Origin of the sequence: Methylomonas methanica, from assembly GCF_001644035.1 — a bacterium.
GTDB lineage: Bacteria > Pseudomonadota > Gammaproteobacteria > Methylococcales > Methylomonadaceae > Methylomonas > Methylomonas methanica_A.
Map to the genome: position 1 here is coordinate 44,805 of NZ_LUUG01000082.1, position 22,319 is coordinate 67,123.

At 51.4% G+C, this 22,319-nt stretch carries 16 protein-coding genes; 11 read left to right on the forward strand and 5 right to left on the reverse strand.

Going from position 1 to position 22,319, the window contains the following annotated elements; genetic code table 11:
- Positions 1–10 precede the first annotated feature (10 nt).
- From A1332_RS14305 to A1332_RS14345, 9 genes are all read left to right on the forward strand, one after another.
- Positions 11–2,185, forward strand: a complete 2,175-nt coding sequence (locus A1332_RS14305; protein WP_064009161.1) for a chemotaxis protein CheA — start codon at positions 11–13, stop codon at positions 2,183–2,185.
- Between the two features lie 43 nt (positions 2,186–2,228).
- The gene (locus A1332_RS26035; RefSeq protein WP_082879697.1) at positions 2,229–6,845 is read left to right on the forward strand and encodes a methyl-accepting chemotaxis protein; all 4,617 of its coding nucleotides are present in this window, start codon (positions 2,229–2,231) and stop codon (positions 6,843–6,845) included.
- Positions 6,846–6,854: 9 nt separating this feature from the next.
- On the forward strand, positions 6,855–7,409 hold the full coding sequence (locus tag A1332_RS14315; RefSeq protein ID WP_082879698.1) for a chemotaxis protein CheW: 555 nt from the start codon (positions 6,855–6,857) through the stop codon (positions 7,407–7,409).
- 103 nt (positions 7,410–7,512) lie between these two features.
- Entirely contained in the window at positions 7,513–9,912 is a 2,400-nt protein-coding gene (locus A1332_RS26040) for a methyl-accepting chemotaxis protein (RefSeq protein WP_082879699.1), read from the forward strand.
- A 61-nt stretch (positions 9,913–9,973) separates the two neighbouring features.
- The gene (locus tag A1332_RS14325; protein ID WP_082879700.1) at positions 9,974–10,807 is read left to right on the forward strand and encodes a CheR family methyltransferase; all 834 of its coding nucleotides are present in this window, start codon (positions 9,974–9,976) and stop codon (positions 10,805–10,807) included.
- Between the two features lie 92 nt (positions 10,808–10,899).
- Positions 10,900–11,340 (forward strand): VOC family protein, encoded by a 441-nt coding sequence (locus tag A1332_RS14330; RefSeq protein WP_064009162.1) that lies wholly within the window; start codon positions 10,900–10,902, stop codon positions 11,338–11,340.
- A complete protein-coding gene (hemW, locus tag A1332_RS14335; protein WP_231890302.1) occupies positions 11,307–12,482 on the forward strand; it encodes a radical SAM family heme chaperone HemW in 1,176 nt (391 codons plus the stop codon). Before A1332_RS14330 ends, hemW begins: the two co-directional genes overlap by 34 nt.
- Before the next feature lie 46 nt (positions 12,483–12,528).
- Positions 12,529–13,167, forward strand: a complete 639-nt coding sequence (gene pyrE / locus A1332_RS14340) for an orotate phosphoribosyltransferase (protein WP_064009163.1) — start codon at positions 12,529–12,531, stop codon at positions 13,165–13,167.
- Positions 13,168–13,269: 102 nt separating this feature from the next.
- The gene (locus tag A1332_RS14345) at positions 13,270–15,201 is read left to right on the forward strand and encodes a dynamin family protein (protein ID WP_064009164.1); all 1,932 of its coding nucleotides are present in this window, start codon (positions 13,270–13,272) and stop codon (positions 15,199–15,201) included.
- Between the two features lie 51 nt (positions 15,202–15,252).
- On the opposite strand, the gene ampD is transcribed toward A1332_RS14345, so the two are convergent.
- Entirely contained in the window at positions 15,253–15,819 is a 567-nt protein-coding gene (gene ampD, locus A1332_RS14350) for a 1,6-anhydro-N-acetylmuramyl-L-alanine amidase AmpD (RefSeq protein ID WP_064009307.1), read from the reverse strand.
- Positions 15,820–15,983: 164 nt separating this feature from the next.
- Here ampD and nadC point away from each other — a divergent pair, with 164 nt between their 5' ends.
- Positions 15,984–16,811: a carboxylating nicotinate-nucleotide diphosphorylase gene (nadC, locus tag A1332_RS14355; protein WP_064009165.1), complete on the forward strand. Its 828-nt coding sequence runs from the start codon at positions 15,984–15,986 to the stop codon at positions 16,809–16,811.
- 17 nt (positions 16,812–16,828) lie between these two features.
- Here the strand turns inward: nadC and A1332_RS14360 are convergent, their stop codons facing one another.
- Entirely contained in the window at positions 16,829–17,341 is a 513-nt protein-coding gene (locus A1332_RS14360; protein ID WP_020484362.1) for a hypothetical protein, read from the reverse strand.
- A gap of 250 nt (positions 17,342–17,591) precedes the next feature.
- Here A1332_RS14360 and A1332_RS14365 point away from each other — a divergent pair, with 250 nt between their 5' ends.
- Positions 17,592–18,194, forward strand: a complete 603-nt coding sequence (locus tag A1332_RS14365) for a peroxiredoxin (RefSeq protein WP_064009166.1) — start codon at positions 17,592–17,594, stop codon at positions 18,192–18,194.
- 405 nt (positions 18,195–18,599) lie between these two features.
- Here A1332_RS14365 and A1332_RS14370 read toward each other — a convergent pair whose 3' ends face one another.
- From A1332_RS14370 to mpl, 3 genes are read right to left on the reverse strand one after another with little or no spacing between them, the layout of a single operon-like run.
- Positions 18,600–20,651, reverse strand: a complete 2,052-nt coding sequence (locus A1332_RS14370) for a serine/threonine protein kinase (RefSeq protein ID WP_064009167.1) — start codon at positions 20,649–20,651, stop codon at positions 18,600–18,602.
- Entirely contained in the window at positions 20,620–20,907 is a 288-nt protein-coding gene (locus tag A1332_RS14375; protein ID WP_064009168.1) for a SelT/SelW/SelH family protein, read from the reverse strand. Before A1332_RS14375 ends, A1332_RS14370 begins: the two co-directional genes overlap by 32 nt.
- Before the next feature lie 3 nt (positions 20,908–20,910).
- Positions 20,911–22,281, reverse strand: a complete 1,371-nt coding sequence (gene mpl / locus A1332_RS14380) for a UDP-N-acetylmuramate:L-alanyl-gamma-D-glutamyl-meso-diaminopimelate ligase (RefSeq protein ID WP_064009169.1) — start codon at positions 22,279–22,281, stop codon at positions 20,911–20,913.
- Between the last annotated feature and the right edge of the window lie 38 nt (positions 22,282–22,319).

Genomic DNA, 22,319 nt, shown 5'->3' on the forward strand with positions numbered 1-22,319 from the left:
AGTATGCGAAATGAGTTTTGATGACCAAATGCGGGATGCTCTGAAGACTTTTGTGATTGAAAGTCTGGAGTTGTTGCAAGACATGGAAGACGGCTTACTCGGTCTGGAAGACGATCAGGAGCCATCCGAACGAATTAACGCCATCTTCCGCGCCGCACATACTATCAAGGGTTCGGCGGGATTGTTCGGTCTGGATCACATCGTTGCCTTCACCCATGTGGTGGAAAGCGTGCTCGATACCTTGCGCGACGGAAAGTTGAGCGTTTCACCGAAACTGGTCGCCATCCTACTACCTTGCTGCGACCATATGATTGAGCTGATTCAAACTGTGGCCGACGGAAATGTAAGCGCCAACCCATCAATGACGAACGCTGAACGACATTTGCTCGATGGATTAGAGTCTTTTTTGAAGCCGGAGCCGAAGCAGGCGATGACTACCGCGCAGACTGCTGGCGAGCAGTTCGAAGCCAGCGGTGGCGGCGTAATCGACAGCGGCAATTGGCATTTGTTTATTCAATTCGGCGAAAACTGTCTACGGGACGGCATGGATCCCTTGTCTTTCATCCGTTATTTGGCGACGCTGGGTGAAATTATGTCGCTGACTACTTTCAGTCACGCGATGCCGGATGCCGAAAGCATGGATCCCGAAAGCAGCTACCTGGGGTTTGAAATTGTCCTAAAAAGCGATGCCGACAAAGCCACTATCGAAGGCGTGTTCGATTTTGTGCGCGATGGCAGTTACATCCATATTTTGCCGCTGGAAGACAAAATCCCCTACTACGTGGAACTGATCAATTCGCTGGGTGAAGACAATTCCCAACTCGGCGAACTGTTGCTGAAAAGCGGTGTGATTACCCAGCGCGAACTGCAAGAGGGACTCAATGCGCAACAAGCGCAAGTGCCGCAACCGAATACGCGTCTCGGTGAAATTCTGGTCGATCAACAAGTGGTGCAACAGCCGCTGGTGAATGCGGCGTTGGAAAAACAACAACAGATTAAAGACAACAAAGCCCGAGAAAACCAAACCATACGCGTCGATGCCGAGCGTCTGGACAAACTAATTGATGTGATAGGCGAGCTGGTTATTTCCGGTGCGGGTGTCAATCTGCGCGCCTTACAGACCAGCGATTCCGCGCTACTGGAAGCGACCAGCGAAATGATGCGCTTGGTCGAAGAAGTACGCGACGGTGCATTGCAACTACGCATGGTGGCCATAGGCGCCACATTCAGCCGCTTCCAGAGAGTGGTACGCGATGTCGGAAAAGAGCTGGGCAAAGATATCAGCTTGGTAATTACCGGCGGCGATACCGAAGTTGACAAATCGGTTGTCGAAAAAATCGGCGATCCGCTCATGCACTTGGTCCGCAACGCGATGGATCATGGTATCGAGTCTGCCGAAGTTCGCGCCGCCCGCGGTAAATCCAGCCGCGGCGAGCTGAGATTGAACGCCTACCACGAGTCGGGCAGTATCGCGATAGAAGTCAGCGATGACGGTGGTGGCCTTGATCGAGATCGTATTTTGGCAAAAGCCATCGAAAAAGGTCTGGTTCAACCCGATGCGAAGCTAAGCGATCAAGAAATTTATAGCTTGATTTTCGAACCCGGCTTTTCCACCGCCAGCCAGATTTCCAATTTGTCCGGGCGCGGTGTGGGTATGGATGTTGTCAAGCGGAATGTTACCGACTTACGCGGTGATATCGAAGTTGAAAGCAGGCCGGGCCAAGGTTCCACCATCCGTATTCGCTTACCACTGACATTAGCCATCATCGATGGCTTCCTGGTGGGGGTGGGTAAGTCATCGTATGTGATTCCTCTTGACCGAGTTGTCGAGTGTCTGGAGTTATCCGGCGATTTAAATGATAGAGATTACATGGATTTGCGCGGCGAGGTATTACCGTTTATCCGCCTGCGCAATCTGTTCAATATTCGCGGTGATCAGCCGCGCAGACCGAACGTGGTAGTGGTGCATGCTGCCGGTGTCAAAACCGGTTTAGTTGTGGATCGCTTAATCGGCGAGTTCCAGACCGTGATCAAACCGCTCGGCAAGTTATTCGGTCACCTGGAGGGGCTGGGTGGATCGACTATTCTGGGCAGTGGCGAAGTCGCTTTAATTTTGGATGTACCAGTACTGGTGAGTGCCTTTGAACATAAGCTTCAGGGCAATATGCACTTGGCTCAGGCTTGAGCCAAATTGGTAAAACGCCAATTGCAAACTAAGGACAATAGCCATGAGAAATAATCAACCTGTTACCGACGTCGAACTGACTTTTTCCGAAGAAGACATTCTTACTTCCACCACAGATTTGCGTGGATATATCACCAGTGTTAGCCCGGCCTTCGTAAAGCTAAGCGGTTTTAGCGAACAGGAGTTAATTGGCCAACCACATAATCTGGTTCGCCACCCGGATATGCCCGAAGAAGCTTATGAATGGATGTGGAGGACCATCGAGTCCGGTTGTACCTGGCGCGGTTTGGTAAAAAACCGCTCCAAAAATGGCGATTTTTATTGGGTGGAAGCCAACGTCTCGCCAATTTATAGCGAAGGACAAGCTATCGGCTATCGTTCTATCCGATTCAAACCCAACGGGAACGAGGTTAAAAAGGCAGCCGCTTTATACGCCGATATCAAAGCAGGTCGTATTAAAGCGCCTTTCAAAGAAGGAAAATTTTCTAGCCTACTAAACAAGATAAAACTTTGGCAAAAATTTGTTGCCCTGGTCGTTCTGGCTATCGCTATGTTCGCGGTGCCAACCTACTTTTTGGTAGTAGACAGAATTGTAGATAAAGACTTTGCATTAAAGGAAAAACAGGGCGTCGATTACACCGCCGAGACTATTAAATTAATGCAGCTGGTGGTGGAGCACCGTGGCTTGAATGCGATGGTTATCGCCGGCAACTCACAGGAAGCTAGTCGCCGGGAGGCTAAACGCAACGAAGTCAATCAGCAGATTGTCAATATCTCCGCATTGGACGGCCGTTTGTCTGCATTAAAGTTGACTTTGCCCTGGCAAGCCTTACGGGAAAAGTGGCAGGAGTTGGCGGCTTCGGCTAACACATTCGATGCTCAGACTAACCTTGCCAAGCATGGCGAATTTATCAAGCAATTGCATGCATTCAACCGTAAGGTGACAGACGCTTCAGGATTAGCGTTGGACCCTGAAATCGATACGTATTATGCACAAGTGTTGGCGATTAGCTTATTTCCCGACCTGTCGGAACAATTGGGTATGCTAAGAGGGGTAGGCTCGCCGATTTTGCTCAGAAAAACGGTTACGCCGGCTGAAGCAGCTTATCTGCGGGAGGTTATTGCAAATACCGAAGAAATCCTGACTATTATCGACGAGAGCGCTGCCAAAATCGGCAATATGGATGCCGGATTCCGCTCGGCATTACTGAAAGCTAGCGCCGATGCCAAACAAGCTCTGACATTGGTCGAAACCGAAATTTTGCAAGCCGCGAAGCTCGAGTTTTCGGTAAATGAATATTTCAGTACATTTACTCGAGCCATCCAACAAAACTTCGCGCTGTCATCCGGATTCAGCAAGCTGTTGTACACAGGTTTGGATGCACGTGTGACGCGATTAGATGAGATTCTAAACACCACATTGCTGGTGCTGTCGATTTTGCTATTCGGTTTCCTGGCAATGAGTTGGTACATCGTCATGGGCGTACTCCGTCCCGTGAATGCGATGACTCATGCGATGACCCTGTTCGGCCGGGGCCAAATGCCGCAAAACGATAGTCATAACTATGGCTTGGAATTCAATCAACTGAATGAAGGGGTCAAAGCGGCCGTGTTCTCCGTGCAATCTTTGATTGCCGATGCCGTTATGCTGTCGCACGCTGCTGTAGAAGGCCAACTGTCTACCCGTGCGGATGCTACTAAACACCAAGGTGATTATCGGAAAATCGTCGTAGGTGTCAACGATACGCTGGAGGCCGTCATCGGTCCTTTGAACGTGGCCGCCGAGTATGTGGACAACATCGCTAAAGGTGCCATCCCCGCGAAAATCACCGACCACTACAACGGCGATTTCAATGTCATAAAAAACAACCTAAACACCTGTATTGATGCGGTTAACGCCCTGGCGGCCGACGCCAACAGCTTATCAACCGCGGCCGTTGAAGGCCGCCTGGCCACCCGCGCCGACGCCAGCAAACACCAAGGTGATTTCCGTAAAATTGTCGAAGGCGTCAACAGCACCCTGGATGCGGTCATCGGACCTTTGAATGTCGCGGCCGAGTACGTGGATAACATCTCCAAAGGTGCGATCCCGGCGAAAATCACCGACAACTACAACGGCGATTTCAACACTATCAAAAACAACCTGAACAACTGCATCGACGCGATTTCCAACATGGTCGCCGAAGCCATGAATCTGGAAAAAGCCGCGATTGAAGGCCGTTTAGCCACCCGCGCCGACGCCAGCCAATACCAAGGCGATTACCGGAAAATCGTCCAAGGCGTCAACAACACCCTGGATGCGGTGATCGGGCCGCTTAATGTGGCGGCCGCTTACGTGGACAACATCGCTAAAGGTGCCATCCCCGCGAAAATCACCGATAACTACAACGGCGATTTCAACACCATCAAAAACAACCTGAACAATTGCATCGACGCGATCGGCAACATGGTGGAGGAAGCGGCTGCGTTGGAAAAAGCCGCGATTGAAGGTCGCCTGGCGACCCGGGCCGATGCCAGCCAATACCAAGGCGACTACCGGAAAATCGTCCAAGGCGTCAACAATACCCTGGATGCGGTGATTGGCCCGCTCAACGTCGCCGCCGAGTACGTGAATAACATTTCTAAAGGTGCGATCCCCGCGAAAATCACCGACACCTACAACGGCGATTTCAACGTCATCAAAAACAATCTGAATACCTGTATCGATGCCGTTAATGCCCTCGTCGCTGACGCCAACATGCTGGCGACCGCTGCGGTCGAAGGCCGTCTGGCCACCCGTGCCGATGCGACCCAGCACCAAGGTGATTTCCGTAAAATCGTCGAAGGCGTCAACAGCACCCTGGACGCGGTGATCGGGCCCTTGAACGTCGCCGCCGAGTACGTGGACAACATCTCGCGCGGGGCGATCCCGGCGAAAATCACCGACAACTACAACGGTGACTTCAACACCATCAAAAACAACCTGAACAACTGTATCGACGCGATTTCCAACATGGTCGCCGAAGCGATGAACCTGGAGAAAGCCGCGATTGAAGGCCGTCTGGCTACCCGGGCCGACGCCAGCCAATACCAAGGCGACTACCGGAAAATCGTCCAAGGCGTCAACAACACCCTGGATGCCGTCATCGGCCCGCTCAACGTCGCCGCCGAGTACGTGGACAACATTGCCAAAGGCAACATCCCGGCAAAAATCACCGACAATTACAACGGCGATTTCAACGTCATCAAAAACAACCTCAACACCTGCATCGACGCGGTTAACAGTTTGGTGGCCGACGCCAATATGCTCTCGACCGCAGCAGTAGAAGGCCACCTGGCGACTAGAGCCGATGCCACTAAACACCAAGGCGATTTTCGCAAGATTGTCGAGGGCGTGAACCTGACCCTGAATGCCGTGATCGGCCCGCTGAATGTGGCTGCCAACTACGTCGATAACATTTCCAAAGGACACATTCCGGCCAAAATCACCGATAGTTACAACGGCGACTTCAACACGATTAAAAACAACCTCAACACCTGTATTGATGCGGTCAATGCTCTGGTGGCTGACGCCAATATGCTGGCGACGGCCGCCGTCGAAGGCCGCCTGCAAACCCGTGCCGATGCCAGCAAACACCAAGGTGACTTCCGCAAAATTGTGCAAGGTGTCAACGAAACCCTGGATGGCGTGATCTTACCGCTCAACGAAGCCGTCGAAGTGCTGGCGTTGGTTGAACAAGGCGATCTGACCCGCACCGTAACAGGTAACTACCAAGGCCAGTTGGGTGAATTCAAAGACACCGTGAATAACACTGTCGCCAAACTCTCCCAAACCATTTCCGAGGTTATTTCGGCGGCAGATCAGCTGGGTAATGCGTCCGAGCAGATCAGTTCCACCTCCCAATCCCTATCGCAAGCCGCCAGCGAGCAGGCGGGCAGCGTCGAGATCACCAGCGCCAGCATCGAGCAAATGGCGGCCAGCATCAACCAGAACGCCGACAATGCCAAAGTCACCGACGGCATGGCCAGTAAAGCGGCTACCGAAGCCAGCCAAGGCGGAGAAGCCGTTAAGCAGACCGTTGACGCCATGCGCGAGATTGCCAAAAAAATCGGCATCATCGACGACATTGCCTATCAAACCAACATGCTGGCACTGAATGCCGCCATCGAAGCAGCCCGGGCCGGCGATCATGGCAAAGGCTTTGCGGTCGTGGCCGCAGAAGTGCGCAAACTGGCCGAGCGCAGCCAGGTGGCGGCGCAGGAAATCGGCGAGTTGGCGGAAAACAGCGTGGAAACAGCCGAATCGGCCGGCAAACTGTTGGACGAAATTGTGCCCAGCATTGCCAGAACCTCCGATTTGGTCCAGGAGATTGCCGCCGCGTCGCAAGAGCAATCGGCCGGTGTCAGCCAAGTCAACAATGCGATGAACCAGATGAACCAGATTACTCAGCAGAATGCGTCCGCCAGCGAACAACTGGCGGCAACCGCCGAAGAAATGACCAGTCAAGCTGAACAACTGCAATCGCTGATGAGCTTTTTTAGACTCGACAATGGTGTTAGAAAAGCTACGACGCCAACGGAAGTCAAAGCGGCAAAGAAGGCTATCAAAGTAAAGTCCGTCGCTCAGTCAAGTGCGAATATCGATCATGATTTCGATTTAAACCAGTTCGAACGTTTCTAGGAGCGGGCCATGACAGAACTTGCAACAATTCAGGAAAAGTTACCGGCCACGCAGAGCAAACAGACTGCGTTGGCGGGTCAATACCTAACCTTTACCCTTGGTGGAGAGCTTTATGCACTGGGCATTTTGAGTAGTAAGGAAATCATCGATTACGGGAATCTTACTGAAGTACCGATGATGCCGGTGTTTGTGCGCGGTGTGATTAATCTGCGAGGTAGCGTGGTGCCGGTGGTGGATTTGCTGGCGCGTTTCGGTAAGGGATCGACGCCCATTGCCAAGCGCACAGGTATTGTCATCGTCGAAACTGCCAGTGAGGATGAGGATGGCGGTTCTCAGGACCTCGGTATCATCGTCGACGCAGTCAACGAAGTGGTCGAAATTTCTCAGCAGGATATCGAGCCCCCGCCAAGTTTTGGGGCGGGGATTCGACCTGATTTTATTAACGGTATGGCTAAGCGGAACGGTCGCTTTGTTATTTTATTAAACGTCAGCAAAGTATTGTCGGTGGAAGAAATGTCCGCTTTAAGCAAGGTAGGGCATGAACGTCAAGCGCAGTTTGAGTAGGCGGACAGCGGGAGTCGAATTTTTCTATATGTCGTTGGCCTTGCACGGTCCAACTGACGGAGTAGTCTGTTTTTAATTGGTCATTCGCAACTCGCACTGTTTCATGAGAAATAATCAACCGGTTACCCAGCATGAGATAAATCTTGGTGACGATGATTTAATTTTCTCCAAAACCGATGGAAAGGGCCAAATCACCCAAATCAATCACACTTTTGTCAATATCAGCGGCTTTTCTGAAGCCGAGTTGTTAGGCAAACCGCATAACATCGTCCGGCATCCCGATATGCCAGTCGAGGCATTTGCTGATTTTTGGGAAACTCTGAGGATTGGTCGGACCTGGACAGGATTGGTCAAAAATCGTTGCAAAAATGGCGATCATTATTGGGTGGTGGCAAATGCCACGCCCATTATTGAAAACGGCAAAGTTATCGCCTATACATCGGTCAGGCACAAGCAGACGCGCTCACAAATTGATGTCGCTGAAAATGCTTATCGGTTGTTCCGTGAAGCCGAAGCCAAAGGCATGCGCATTTATCAGGGCAGAGTGGTCAGAGATAATTTATCTTGGAGAATTAAAAACATGTTACTCAAATTCAAAATAGGTACCCGCCTGGCCGGTTTGATCAGCCTTGGCGTGTTGGTTGCAATTATCTTGGCAGTGCAAGGTTTGCAGGGCTTAAACGCCAGTCAGCAAAGTCTAAAGACAGTCTATGAAAATCGGATGCAGCCATTGCAGAACCTGGCAGTGATGAACGAATTGATCGGTGACAGTGTAAACGAGCTCAAGGGGATGCTGGATGAATTGGCTAAAAGTAAGACGGGGTCAGAAAGTAATTCAGATACGTTGCAGACTATCGATAAAAATACAGCGGAAATCAAGGATAGATGGAAGACTTACATGGTTTCCTCGTTGACGGAAGATGAAAAACGGCTTGCCGAACGCTTTGACGACACCTATAAAAAATTTGAAGCAGCTATCATGTTGCCTGGACTTGAAGCCTTACGTACAGGTCGTACTGGTGAGGCAGGAAAGCTGGTAGGACTTGTTGAGCATTCTTATCTTCCCGTAGATGAACATTTGGAAGCGTTAAAAAACCATCTGTTGACCATGACTGAGAGCGAATACAAGGCAGGCGTCAGTCGCTATGAAACCGTGCAAATGGTGACTTTTGGTTTGTTGGGTGGATCGATAGCCATTCTGATTTGGTTGGGTTTTGCCATCACCCGGTCGATCACCAGGCCCCTCGCACAGGCGCTTGGAGTTTTTGACAAAATTTCCAGTGGTCAATTGGACTCCGTGATTGACGTGGAAGGAGATGATGAAGTCAGTCAGGTGTTATCGGGTTTAAAAGCCATGCAGACTAGGCTGAGTAGTAATGTTGCCGAAATTCGCATGATTGTGGAAGATGCGGTAAGTGGTGATTTTAGTGCCAAGATGAGCCTGGACGGCAAGCAAGGCAGCGATCTGCAAATTGCCCAGTTATTAAACCAGTTGACCGAGACAACCGAAGTGGCTTTGCAGGATATAAGTCGGGTGGCCGGTGCGTTGGCGAACGGCGATTTGTCGCAAACCATTATTAAAGCGTATCCGGGTTTGTTTGGCGAGACCAAGGACGGCATAAACGGCACCGTCGAAGCTTTGTCGAAAATTGTAAGTGAGGTGACATCCTCGGCTGGCGAGTTGTTAAATGCTTCCGAGCAAATCAGTGCAACCTCCCAGTCACTTGCTCAGTCGGCAAGCGAACAAGCTGCCAGCGTCGATGAAACCAGTGCCAGCATTGAGGAAATGGCGGCCAGTGTTAATCAGAATGCCGAAAACGCCAGGATTACAGAAGGCATGGCCAGTCAAGCGTCTCGGGAAGCCATTGAGGGCGGTGAGGCTGTTAAGCATACCGTTTCAGCCATGAAATTAATCGCCAGCAAAATCGGCATCATCGATGACATTGCTTATCAAACCAATATGCTGGCTTTGAATGCCGCTATCGAAGCGGCGCGGGCAGGCGATCATGGCAAGGGGTTTGCGGTGGTGGCAGCGGAAGTGCGCAAACTCGCCGAGCGCAGCCAAATCGCCGCGCAGGAAATTGGTGAATTGGCGGAAAGCAGCGTGATGACGGCCGAAAGCGCAGGCAAGCTGCTGGACGCTATCGTACCGAGTATTGCCAGAACCTCGGATTTGGTGCAGGAAATCGCTGCCGCTTCTCAGGAGCAATCGACAGGGGCTGGTCAGATCAATACGGCTATGAATCAGATGAGTCAGCTGACTCAGCAAAATGCCTCCGCGAGCGAAGAATTGGCGGCAACAGCCGAAGAAATGACCGGACAATCCGAGCAATTACAATTGCTGATGAGCTTTTTTAGGATGACTGGCGAGCAATCGCCAAACGAGAGAGCTGCTTACTCTAATCGACGGCAAACCACGAAAAAAACACTGTACACTAAAAAACCTAAATTCCACGAAAACAGCGAACCGGAATTCGATCTTAATCACTTCGAGCGGTTTTAGGCACAAGCGACCGTATTACTTGGGAGAGTTGATGTGCATAACTTACAAATAGGAGTATAGAGTGTCGTCAATCCATCGTGTCGGCGCGCCGATACTTCATAAGCAAGAGTTTGCCTGGATCAGGGACTATCTTTACAAGCACGCTGGTATTGTCCTAAACGATAGTAAGCAGGCCATGGTGATGGGGCGTTTGGAGAAGCGTTTGCGTCATCATGGCATCGATAGCTATGGCGAGTATTTTCGGCAATTCGGCAAGCCGGGCTTCGAAAATGAAACGACGATGGCTATCGATTTGCTAACCACCAACGAAACCTATTTTTTCCGCGAGTCCAAGCATTTCGATTATCTGGTTGAGCAAATTTTGCCGCAGCAATCCCCGGCCAAGCCGTTTCGGGTGTGGAGCGCTGCCAGCTCTAGCGGCGAAGAGGCCTATACGCTGGCGATGCTGTTGGCGGAGTATCTGCGAACCCGGCAATGGGATATTGTCGGGACCGATATCTCCACGCGGATTCTGGAAAAAGCCCGGCGTGGCTTGTACCCCAGTAATGCCGCCGAAAAAATCCCCCAAACCTTGCTGAAAAAGTATTGCCTGAAAGGGACAGGTGAATATGATGGTTTTTTGCTGGTTGCGCCGGAGCTACGCAGTCGCGTTAAGTTCGAATATGCCAATTTGATTGGAACATTGCCGGACCTGGGGAGTTTCGACGTGATTTTTTTGCGTAACGTAATGATTTATTTTGATATTGAAACCAAGCAACGCTTGCTGGACAAAATTGTTAAATACCTGCGGCCCGGCGGCTATTTTTTCATTAGCCATTCCGAGTCGTTAAGTGGCATGAAAACCGAGCTGCAAACCATCATGCCCTCGGTTTATCGCAAAGCATTGGGTTCATAGGGCCGCTCTGGCTCGTCTGACTTGAGCGCAAAACTTTATTCTCCGCCGCCGACTCGTTCATAATTGCGCTTTTATTTTCTGGGGCGGCCAATATGCGTTATTTACACACCATGGTTCGAGTAAAAGATCTTGCCGAATCGCTGGATTTTTATTGCCATAAGCTTGGTTTGATTGAAGTGCGGCGCATGGAAAGCGAAGCCGGACGTTTTACCTTGGTGTATCTGGCTGCCACTGGCGACCGGCAAAACGCCGCAACGGTTGACGCGCCATTGCTCGAGTTGACCTACAACTGGGATGCGGAGGATTACGGCGGTGGCCGTAATTTTGGGCATTTAGCTTTTGAAGTGGACGATATTTATGCGGTTTGCCAAGAGTTAATGGCGCAAGGTGTAACGATTAACCGGCCACCGCGCGACGGTTATATGGCATTTCTGCGCTCGCCAGACCAGATCTCTATCGAATTGTTACAAAAAGGCCAGGCTTTGCCGCCGCAAGAGCCGTGGGCGTCCATGGCGAATGTCGGCGTGTGGTAAGGTCTGCCGAGTTGTTGCCGCTGAGTCTTTATATCCATTTCCCCTGGTGTATCCAGAAATGTCCGTATTGCGACTTCAATTCCCACGCGGTTAAAAACCCGATTCCCGAACAGGCTTATATCGATGCCTTGCTGACTGACTTGCAAGCCGATTTGGAACTGCTGGGTGCGCAGCGGAGCATCAATAGCATATTCATGGGGGGCGGCACTCCCAGCTTGTTTTCGGCGGAAGCATTGTGCCGCTTGTTGACCGGCGTCAGGCAATCAGTACCCGTGGCAGAGCATTGCGAAATTACTTTGGAAGCCAATCCAGGCACTTTCGAAAGTGCAAAGTTTCATGAGTTTCGGGCTCTAGGTATCAATCGCCTGTCGATAGGTATTCAAAGTTTTCAGGATCGGCATTTGCGGACATTAGGGCGGGTGCATTCCGCCGCCGAAGCCATGGCTGCGGTGGAAATTGCCGTTAAAGCCGGGTTCGATAATTTCAATCTGGATTTGATGTTCGGTTTGCCTGATCAGAGCGAGAGCGAAGCCTTGAATGATGTGGAAACCGCCGTCAGCCTGGCCCCAACCCATATTTCCTTTTATCAATTGACGCTGGAACCCAACACGTATTTTTATAAGTTTCCGCCGAAACTGCCGGAAGACGATCTGATATTTGCCGCGCAAAAGCGCTGCCAGCAACTGTTGGCGGAACACGGTTACCAGCAGTACGAAGTGTCTGCGTATGCAAAGCCAGGCAAGCAGTCTCGGCATAATCGCAATTACTGGCAATTTGGGGATTATTTGGGGATAGGCGCCGGTGCGCACGGCAAAGTCAGCCGGGCCTTGCCTAACGACATCGTTCGCACGGTTAAACCGAGAAGCCCGGAACAGTATTTGTCTCAAACCGGTGGGTCGCAATGCGAAGTGATTGATGTCGCACAATTGCCGTTAGAGTTTCTGATGAACCAATTGCGATTGAAGGCTGGATTTAGTCTGAACGACTATGAAGCGGCTACCGGTTTGGCGGCGGATAGCTTGGAGCCGAACTTGTCGGTTTGTCTGGAGCAAGACCTGCTGCGCAGGGAGGGCTTGGTTTATACCTGTACAGAAAAAGGCTGGGATTTTCTGGACGTGGTCCTAGAAAAGTTCATCGTTTAAATGCGCACGGGTATAATTGCTTTCATTTTAGATTTGTCACATTCCAATGCTCGATTACCAAAAACAGTTCATCCAGTACGCCTTGGATTGCGGCGTATTAAAGTTTGGCGAATTTCACTTAAAGTCCGGACGAGTCAGCCCTTATTTCTTTAATACCGGCCTATTCAACAGCGGCGCTCAGCTGGATAAATTGGGGCAGTTTTATGCGCAGGCGCTGATCAGCGCCGGTGTCGAGGTAGATGTATTATACGGGCCGGCCTATAAAGGCATCCCCTTGGTCAGTACCACCTCGATTGCCTATTCCCGCTTGCAGCGCGATATTCCGTTCGCGTTTAACCGCAAGGAAGCCAAGGATCACGGCGAGGGCGGCGTACTAGTAGGCGCACCCTTGCAAGGCAAGGTCTGGATTCTGGACGATGTGATTACCGCCGGTACCTCGGTGCGTGAATCGGTGGAAATTATCAATGCGGCCGGCGCCACGGTAGCCGGTGTGGTGATTGCGTTGGATCGTCAAGAGAAAGGCCAGAACGAATTGTCGGCCGTGCAGGAAGTGTCGGCACAATTCGGCATTCCGGTGCTGGCGATAATCTGCTTGGCGGACATCATCGAATTTATTTCCCAACAAAGCGGTTCGGCGGATAAGTTGGCTATTATTCAGGCCTATCGACAACAGTACGGAATTTGAGTATCCATGCGTGCCCTAGGCTTTTGCTTATGGATTATTGGTCTACACTTAGCCGTTACAATTTGCCCCTTATATTGAGTACAGTCGGAACAAAGGCGAGCCATGAGAAATCTGGAATTTAAAGAACAGTTGCACGAATACACGCATTGGCGCGAACAACTGATTCAGGGTATCGAATTGTATCGGGACTGGCGTAATCGTTACCGCTTCAGTGACCCACAAAGCACCGATACCTTGCTGAATATATTGCAAGGCTTGCAAAATGATCGCGTCACCTTGGCGTTTGTGGCGGAATTTTCCAGAGGTAAAACCGAGTTGATCAACTCGCTGTTTTTTGCGGAGACGGGCGTACGCCTGTTGCCGTCCTCACCTGGCCGTACCACGATGTCGCCAACAGAGTTGTTCTGGGATGAAAAAGGCGGCAGTTACATTCGGCTGCTCAACATCGAGAGCCGCTTGGAAGATATTTCCTTGATGGATTACAAGCGTAATCCCGACCGCTGGACGCAAATCGAGCTGAATTGCGAGTCACCCACGCAAATGCAGGAAGCATTCAGAGAGCTGGTCGCCACGAAGAAGGTTTCTCGGGAAATGGCCGATAAACTGGGCTTGTGGAACGAACGCGAAGCCGCCGAGCAAGGTATTATCAATCCGGAAACGGTGGAAGTGCCATGCTGGCGCCATGCCATGATCAGCTTTCCGCATCCTTTGTTAAAAGAAGGTTTGTGCATTCTGGATACGCCGGGTCTAAATGCCTTGGGTACCGAGCCCGAGTTAACCTTGAGCATGCTGCCCAGCGCCCAAGCAATTATTTTCGTGTTGGCCGCCGATACCGGTGTAACCAAAAGCGACCTGGAAATGTGGAAAAGCCACGTCTGTAGCTCCAGAGGCAATCGCCGCCAAGGTTTAGCCGTGGTGATGAATAAAATCGACTCCATGTGGGACGATTTAGCTGGCGAAACCGGTTACGAAGCCTCGATACAAAAGCAAATCGAAACCTCGGCAATGATTCTGAATCTGGAAAAGGAAGTAATCTTCCCGGTTTCCGCGAAACAGGCTTTGCTGGCGAAGGTGAAAGGCGATGACGCCTTGCTGCAAAAAAGCCGCCTCAATCTGCTGGAAAGCTATCTGTCCGACGATATTCTCGATCAACGCCGCGACATTTTGAAAGGCGTGGTCGATAAGGAAATTGGGTTTTTGGTCAGCGAGTCAGTGAAGTTGATGGACTCAAAAATCACTAACGCCCAAAAGCAGCTCGACGAATTCAAGCAGGTCGATTTCGAGAATCAGGAATTGACCGGCAAATTGATGGCCGAAACCCGCGACCGGCAAAACGCTTATATGGCTAATATCGAAAACTTTCAGGCCAGCCGGAAAGTGTTTGCGGTACAAGCCAAGATGTTGATCGATTCGTTTGCCAAAGAAAAAATCGATGACATCATTCGCCGTACCAAGGACGATATGAGCAAAAGCCTGACCACTTACGGGATGAAACAGAATATGCGTAGGTTGTTCGACGAGTTGCGCGATCTGCTGCAAGACTCGGTGGATATGACTGAAGAAACCCGGCGCCTGATTAAAGCCATTCACAAAAAATTTCAGGACGAATACGGCTTTAAGGAAATCGAGCCGCAGTTGTTTTCGATCAAACAACATCAGTTCGAGCTAGAGCAGATTTTTGAAGAAGGCGAAGCATTTCGCAATAGTGCTAAAACCACGATGACCGAGCAAAGCATAGTGGTCAATAAGCTATACGGCACCCTGATAGCCAAGGCCCGAAACATTTTGCAGCAAGCCCAGAGAGATGCGGTTACCTGGAGTAATAGCGTGCTATCGCCGCTGATGCACCAGATCAAGGACCACAAAAAACAAATCGAAAGCCGCTTGATCATGCTCAGGAAAATCAACGAATCCAAAGGCAATGTCAACGAAAGTATTGCCCAGTTAGAGAGCGAATTGGGTCCCCTACAAGTCCAGTATCAAGAGTTGCTCGAGATACTTAAGGCCGTGCATTTGGAAATTAAAGCCGATTAACGCGGCTTTTCTCGCTTTATTGTCTCTTGGTTACGGCGGCGCACTCGTTGCCTATTCCGCGGGACTTTCAGGGTTAGAGTTCAGCAGTTCGTGAAAGCGGGACCACTCGAAAAATGGGCCAGGGTCGGTTTTTCGGCCTGGGGCGATGTCGCTATGACCGACAATACGTTGGCTCGACAATGTCGGATAATTTTCCAGTAACGTTCTACTCACATCGGCAAGGCGTCGATATTGAACGTCCGTGTAAGCCGCGCTGATGGCCCCTTCCAGCTCAATACCAATAGAAAAGTCGTTACAGCGCTCCCTGCCTTGATATTTTGAGACGCCTGCATGCCAGGCTCTGCGATTGAACGGCACATATTGCCGAATACTGCCATCCCGGCGAATTAGTAAATGCGCTGACACTTTAAGTTGGTGTATATCTTGGAAGTACGGATCTGCGTTTGGATCCAGGCAGTTGCAAAACAATTGATCGATATAGTCGCCCGCGAATTGCTCAGGAGGCAGGCTGATGCAATGGATGACCAACAACGAAACGTCGTCCGGGTCCGGTCTGTCGTCGTAGTTCGGCGAAGCGATCTGGCAGGCGCTACTCAGAAAGTGGTCGCGAATTATCATGGTTTTCAAGCTTTGTGGGGTGATGCCTTATTTTATAAGCTTTGCCAACCTTTTCCCTACGCTTTTAATCGATCTAACAATACCTAATTGGCCTGAGTTTGGTTCGGCTGTCGCCAATATGCGGTTTATAATCACTAATCTTGTTCATCGTCCAATACACTTCCATGCAACCAAATTCCGCAGAAATCGCGCTTTATCTCGCCGAAGATATCGGTAGCGGCGATATTACCGCCAGCATTGTCTCGGCCGAGACCCAAGCCAACGCCACAGTATTGACCCGCGAACCCATGGTGCTTTGCGGTAGAGCCTGGTTCGATGAGGTATTTCGACAATTGAGTCCTCAGGTCATCGTCGATTGGCAATGCGATGAGGGCGAGGGTGTATCCGCGAATACGCGGCTATGCCGGTTGCATGGCCCTGCTCGGGCATTGCTGACTGGCGAGCGCACCGCGCTGAATCTGCTGCAAACCTTATCCGCGACGGCGACTATTGCGCGCCGCTATGCAGACGCCGTGGCCGGGACGGGCTGTAAGGTATTGGATACCCGTAAAACCCTGCCCGGCTTACGGTTGGCGCAAAAATACGCGGTTAAATGCGGTGGATGTTTTAATCATCGTATTGGTTTATTCGATGCCATCTTGATCAAGGAAAACCACATCATCGCGGCCGGTTCTATTGACAATGCAGTCAAGCTGGCTAGAGGCTATGCGAATGTACCGATCGAAGTGGAGGTGGAAGACCTTGACGAGTTTGCCCAAGCTTTTGCCGCGCAACCGGATAGGATCATGCTGGATAATTTTTCGCTGGCCGATATGCGTACAGCGGTAGCTCGAAATCAGGGAGTGCTGGAGTTGGAAGCATCGGGGAATATTACTTTGGATAATATCCGAACTGTTGCCGAGACCGGCGTGGACTTTATCTCAATAGGTGCTTTGACCAAAAACGTTGTTGCGGTCGATCTGTCGATGCGCGTTGAGATGCGCATCGATTGATCATCATGCTGATGCGCTCAGTTCACTGCGTTCAGCATCTCGTTTTCGTATAAGCGCAGTTTTTTCCAGTTCGCGAATTTGCTGTCGTCAAACGGCGCATCGTGGTCGATGGCATGCTCGTAGCAGCTGCGAAATAGGCGGGCAGTCCGAAAAGCGTGCAATTCATCGTCAGCGGTTACCGTATCCACATTACCCACTTGGAAGGTTTTATTCCGGGATTTTCCGTCTTTTACCCAAAACACTGTATAGCAAAGATAGCTTTTATCTTTGCGGTGATCGAACTTAATGGTTCTGGATACGCCGGTCACGCCGGTAGTGGTTTTGTTTTTCGGCGGTTTCAGGAAGCGGGTCTTGCTGCCTTTTAATACCACCAGCATCTGGTCGCGCCAAGTGATCGCGGCTTTCAGCGACTTGGTTTTGCTGCCCCAAAGCTTGTGAGAGAAATAACGGCTGCTCTCCTTGCCGCGCCGAACAATACGAACTTGAAAACCGAAAGTATCGGGTTCTGTAATGTGTTTTACTTTTGCCATTTGTCGTACCCTAAAAAATTCACAAAGGTCTGCATAGTGAATTTAAGCAGCGCGAAGCACGCAGACCGCCTGTTAATTGTGTAAGCCATGGATTACAAATTAGCGCGAAATCGACCGTCTTGCAAGCGGAATTTGCCGGGATTATTAGGTGAATACCAACTAAATTGGTGTAGAATAAGACTCAGCCTTCTCGCAGAGGCGCAAACATCCTCTTAACCTTTTGTTTTGTAAATAATTTTGGAGAAAATTGATGAGCGTTTTAGTAGGTAAGCAAGCCCCTGACTTTACAGTTCCTGCGGTATTAGGCGACGGTCAAATTGTTGACTCGTACAGTTTTTCGGGTGCGACTAGCGGTAAATATGCAGTACTTTTCTTTTATCCATTGGATTTTACCTTCGTTTGCCCAAGCGAATTAATTGCTCTGGATCATCGTATCGACGAATTCAAGAGCCGCGGCGTTGAAGTGGTCGGCGTGTCAATTGACTCACACTTTACCCATAACGCTTGGCGCAACACCCCCGTCAATCAAGGCGGCATTGGTCCAGTCCGTTACACCCTGGCAGCCGACATGACACACAGCATCTGCAAAGACTATGATGTTGAATCCGCTGGTGGCGTAGCTTTCCGCGGCAGTTTCTTGATCGACAAAGCAGGTGTTGTCCGTCACCAAGTCGTTAACGACTTACCTCTGGGCCGCAACTTTGACGAAATGTTGCGCATGGTTGATGCACTACAATTCCATGAAGAGCACGGCGAAGTTTGCCCTGCTGGCTGGACTAAAGGCGACGCCGGCATGAACGCCAACCCTGCCGGTGTAGCTGAATATCTGAGTAAAAATGCTGACAAACTGTAAGCATTAGCTTTAATTTGAGATAAGGCGCATTGCCTAGGCAATGCGCCTTTTTTTTGCCTAACACTTTGTCTTGCCGAACGAAGTACGCTGAAGAAACCTAGACAGAGCGTGCTCAATAAATCTACCGCCGCAATTCGCAAGCCAGACGGTCGTGCAATGGTCGACCAAATAAGAACGACTGTCTCATAGAGGATTTATCCCTCAATGAACTTTAACAGGCTATTGATGACATAGAATTTGGCTGAAAACACACGCAAATTTTTTGCTTACCGCTTATTGGCGCTTTAATTCATAAGCAATTTATCGAGTCATTTTCGGGACAATCCGGCTTTCACCCCGACTGCCGCAGTGAGCACCGGACTTTGTCGACCCACGACAAAAACGCAGAGCTAAGGCGGCACAATATCACCAGGCCTCCACCACCACCACCTTCCACCCCCTATTCTCCGCCGGCCGCAAGCTCACCCAGGCCGCAATCTGCCGCGAAGGCTCGGATTGACCGGCTGACTGGCTTTGGTAATAGCCCACTCCGGCATCTTGATCGTCGATTTCAGCAGCGAGCTGGCGCAGTTGCGGTATCTGGTTGAAGCGTTCCTCACGGAACAAATTAAGGCCAATCTCCTGCGGATCGGTATCGAAAAGCAGCAGGCCATCATCCTGCACGACCCACACTGTGCGTTTTTTACTCTGAGTATCCTCCGCCAGTAAACCACCGAGAAAATCGACCGGTTTGATACGCATGGAAATAAATCCCGGGATGGTTTTACCCTGTTTGATCGGCACTACCATAGTAACGGCGGCGAAGCCTTCCGGGGCTTGATAAATCCTGCTCAGAATCGGCACGCCCCGTTCCAAAGTCATCCTGTTGTGCTCGAGTTGCGAGGTATCGGCACCCAGCGCCTGTCGATATTTGGCCGGAGCCACCGCAACGATAGTGCCGGGCGCGCGCGTCGTGGCAAAACTTTCACCGCGCGGATAACGTTGCAGCAAGCCATCCAGTACACCACTGGATGCTGCTAAATCGGCATTGGTTCGTAGGGACGCAGCCGCTTGCTGCATACCCATGCGCATTTCGTTTAGGTTGCCCAAGATGCTGTCCGCGATTTGGTTGGCGGCCGTCAGGTTCTGGTTGGAAATACGGGTGACATCGGCCAGCGCACGCTCGACTTGCTGTTTTTCCTGCTTGACGATTTCGCCTTCGGCCACCGCCAAATTTCGAGCTTTATGCGCCTCCACCCCAAATTTGAATGCCAGCCCGGCGCCGATCAAAATCGCCAGTAATACCGCCAGACTGGCAACCAGCGCGACCTTGTTGCGGGCGATGAAACGGCGCAGCAGTTCGCCGCGCGAGTAGGCGTAGGCACTCACCAAGCGGCCGTCGCGATAGGCGCGCAATTCGTCGGCCAGCGCCGCGGCATTCGGAAAACGCAGGGATTTATCCTTGGCCAAGGCCTTATCGCATATGGCGATCAATTCCGGCGGCATGGGCAATTTCGGATCGCGTGCCGAGGGCATCGGCGCTAGCGAACTGAGTTGTTCCAAAATCTCATCGGCGCTGCCGCGCAGCGGCGGATGGCCGGCCAATAAATAATAGAGCATGCAACCCAGCGCAAATACGTCGGAGCGCGTATCTACGACGCCAAAATCGGGATTGGCTTGTTCCGGCGCCATATAAGCCGGGGTGCCTAGAATATCGCCCATCCGGGTCAAATCCGCATCGTCTGCCGTCTGGCTGGATGCGGCAGACATCAGCGGCGCCAGATCGGCTTCGTTCTCGACCTTGGCCAAGCCCCAGTCCAAAACAATTGTTTCACCGAACGGGCCCAGCACGATATTGCCGGGCTTGATATCGCGATGAATCACGCCTTTGGAGTGGGCATAAGCCACGGCTTCGCAAACGTCGATTAATCTGTCCAACAAGCTCAGGCGCCGCGACAGCGCATGCTCGGCCAACACCTCGTCATTACAGGCTTTTAACGCTTTGGCCAGCGTATCGCCACGCACCAAACGCATCACGTAGTAAGGCGCGCCGCTCTGCTTCGTGCCCAAATCGTAAACCGGTACAATGCCCGGATGTTCCAGACGGCCGGTAATGCGGGCTTCACGCAGAAAACGTGCGCTTAGCTCAATATCCTCATTCGCAGCCTGATCCAATAATTCCTTAATCGCCACTTCTCGGCCGATGCGCTCGTCAAACCCCAGCAAAACCTGACCGCCGCCGCCCACCCCCACGGCGCCGCGCAAGGAATAGTCGTCGTTGAACTTACTGTCCAGCGCGGGCTTGCCGCCCAAGTCCAACACCTGCGGATAGGGTCGCGGTTTGATCCGGGTTAGATCGTCGTCTTTTGGTTTGATGATGGTGGCGTCGTCTTCCGGGAGCATAATCTCAGACAGCTTGGCCTTGTTTGATGTCAGCGCAGCCGACTCAAGACTGCGGCGCGGGCTTGCGGTCGACATGCCCCAGGTCGCGCTCCGGGGCAATTTGGTCGCGCACCAATTGCTTTAACTCGGTAATCTCCGGAAATCTGCCTTGCTGTTTGCGGGACCAGACTAGTTCGCCGTTGGCGCGTACTTCAAAGATGCCGCCGGTATCCGGCTGCAATACCAGTTCGGTCAACTCCTGTTCGAAGGTACTCAACAATTCCTGCGCCATCCAGGCCGCCCGCAGCAGCCAGCGGCATTGGGTGCAATAGCGGATTTCCACGCGATTCATGGCTTACAACTCATCCCGCAAACGTTTATAAATGCCGCCGAAACTGCCGTTACTCATTAGCAGTACATGGCAAACGCCGCCTGCTTGGGCTTTGATGGTGGCGATGATGGTTTCCAGATTGTTACAAATCTCGATGTTGTTGGCGTATTTCAGCAGTTGGCTCAAATCCCAGCCTAGGTTATCGGGCTGATAAACGATGGCCTCATCAGCCTGACCCAAGGATTCAGCCAACGATTGAGTGTGCACGCCCAGGCGCATGGTGTTGGAGCGCGGCTCGACGATGGCCAGAATTTTTTCGCTCCCAACTTGTTTACGCAAGCCATCCAGCGTGGTCTTTATCGCGGTTGGGTGGTGAGCAAAGTCGTCGTAGACCGTGACGCCGCCTTTTTTGACGATGACTTCCATCCGCCGTTTCACGCTTTGAAATTGTTGTAACGCAGCTATCGCATCTTTTGCCAGAATGCCGATATGCCGGGCGGCGGCGGCGGCTGACAAAGCGTTATAGACGCTGTGGCGACCGGTTAATGCCCAATCGACTACGCCTTGCTCTTGACCGTCAAAACTAACGCTAAAACGACTGCCGTCAGCTTTTAACAATTGCGCCTGCCAGTCGCCGTCGTCGTCAATTGCCGTCTTCACAACCGGCGTCCAGCAGCCCATTTCAAGCACTTCGGTAACATGTTGTTCGCTAGCCGGCGCGATGATCAACCCTTCGCTAGGGATGGTGCGCACCAAATGATGAAACTGCTTTTTGATCGCGTCCAGGTTTTCGAAGATGTCGGCGTGATCGTATTCCAGGTTGTTCAATATCGCGGTTCTGGGCCGATAATGGACAAATTTGGAGCGCTTATCGAAGAAGGCGCAGTCGTATTCGTCGGCTTCGATCACGAAAAAGTCCGACTCGCCCAAACGCGCGGAGATGCCGAAATTCAGTGGAATGCCGCCGATCAGAAAACCGGGCTTGAAACCATTGTATTCCAGCACCCAAGCCAACATGCTGCTGGTAGTAGTCTTGCCGTGGGTCCCGGCTACCGCCAGCACCCATTTGTGCTGCAACACGTGTTCCGCAAGCCATTGCGGGCCGGAAATATACGGCAAACCTAGGTTCAAAACCGCTTCCACTTCCGGATTGCCGCGCGACATAGCATTACCCACCACCACTAAATCGGGTTTGCAGTTCAGGTTTTCGGCTTTATAGCCGTTCATCAGCCGGATACCTTGTTCTTCCAGTTGCGTGCTCATAGGCGGATAGACGTTCTGGTCCGAGCCACTGACGGTGTAGCCCAATTCGCGAGCGATTAAGGCCAGGCCACCCATGAAGGTACCGCAAATGCCGAGGATATGAATGTGTAATGGCTTTTGTAAGTCTGTCATTCTGATAATTTTAGCGGGGTTTGATTAGATGCAAGTCT

Excerpts from the sequence above, each read along its gene's own strand:
- mpl (WP_064009169.1), bottom strand. The coding sequence starts at position 22,281 with ATGACAGACTTACAAAAGCCATTACACATTCATATCCTCGGCATTTGC.
- A1332_RS14315 (WP_082879698.1), top strand. The coding sequence starts at position 6,855 with ATGACAGAACTTGCAACAATTCAGGAAAAGTTACCGGCCACGCAGAGC.
- ampD (WP_064009307.1), bottom strand. The coding sequence starts at position 15,819 with ATGATAATTCGCGACCACTTTCTGAGTAGCGCCTGCCAGATCGCTTCG.
- A1332_RS14370 (WP_064009167.1), bottom strand. The coding sequence starts at position 20,651 with ATGTCGACCGCAAGCCCGCGCCGCAGTCTTGAGTCGGCTGCGCTGACA.
- A1332_RS14305 (WP_064009161.1), top strand. The coding sequence starts at position 11 with ATGAGTTTTGATGACCAAATGCGGGATGCTCTGAAGACTTTTGTGATT.
- A1332_RS14345 (WP_064009164.1), top strand. The coding sequence starts at position 13,270 with ATGAGAAATCTGGAATTTAAAGAACAGTTGCACGAATACACGCATTGG.
- A1332_RS14365 (WP_064009166.1), top strand. The coding sequence starts at position 17,592 with ATGAGCGTTTTAGTAGGTAAGCAAGCCCCTGACTTTACAGTTCCTGCG.
- nadC (WP_064009165.1), top strand. The coding sequence starts at position 15,984 with ATGCAACCAAATTCCGCAGAAATCGCGCTTTATCTCGCCGAAGATATC.
- A1332_RS26035 (WP_082879697.1), top strand. The coding sequence starts at position 2,229 with ATGAGAAATAATCAACCTGTTACCGACGTCGAACTGACTTTTTCCGAA.
- A1332_RS14330 (WP_064009162.1), top strand. The coding sequence starts at position 10,900 with ATGCGTTATTTACACACCATGGTTCGAGTAAAAGATCTTGCCGAATCG.
- A1332_RS14360 (WP_020484362.1), bottom strand. The coding sequence starts at position 17,341 with ATGGCAAAAGTAAAACACATTACAGAACCCGATACTTTCGGTTTTCAA.
- A1332_RS26040 (WP_082879699.1), top strand. The coding sequence starts at position 7,513 with ATGAGAAATAATCAACCGGTTACCCAGCATGAGATAAATCTTGGTGAC.
- pyrE (WP_064009163.1), top strand. The coding sequence starts at position 12,529 with ATGCTCGATTACCAAAAACAGTTCATCCAGTACGCCTTGGATTGCGGC.
- A1332_RS14375 (WP_064009168.1), bottom strand. The coding sequence starts at position 20,907 with ATGAATCGCGTGGAAATCCGCTATTGCACCCAATGCCGCTGGCTGCTG.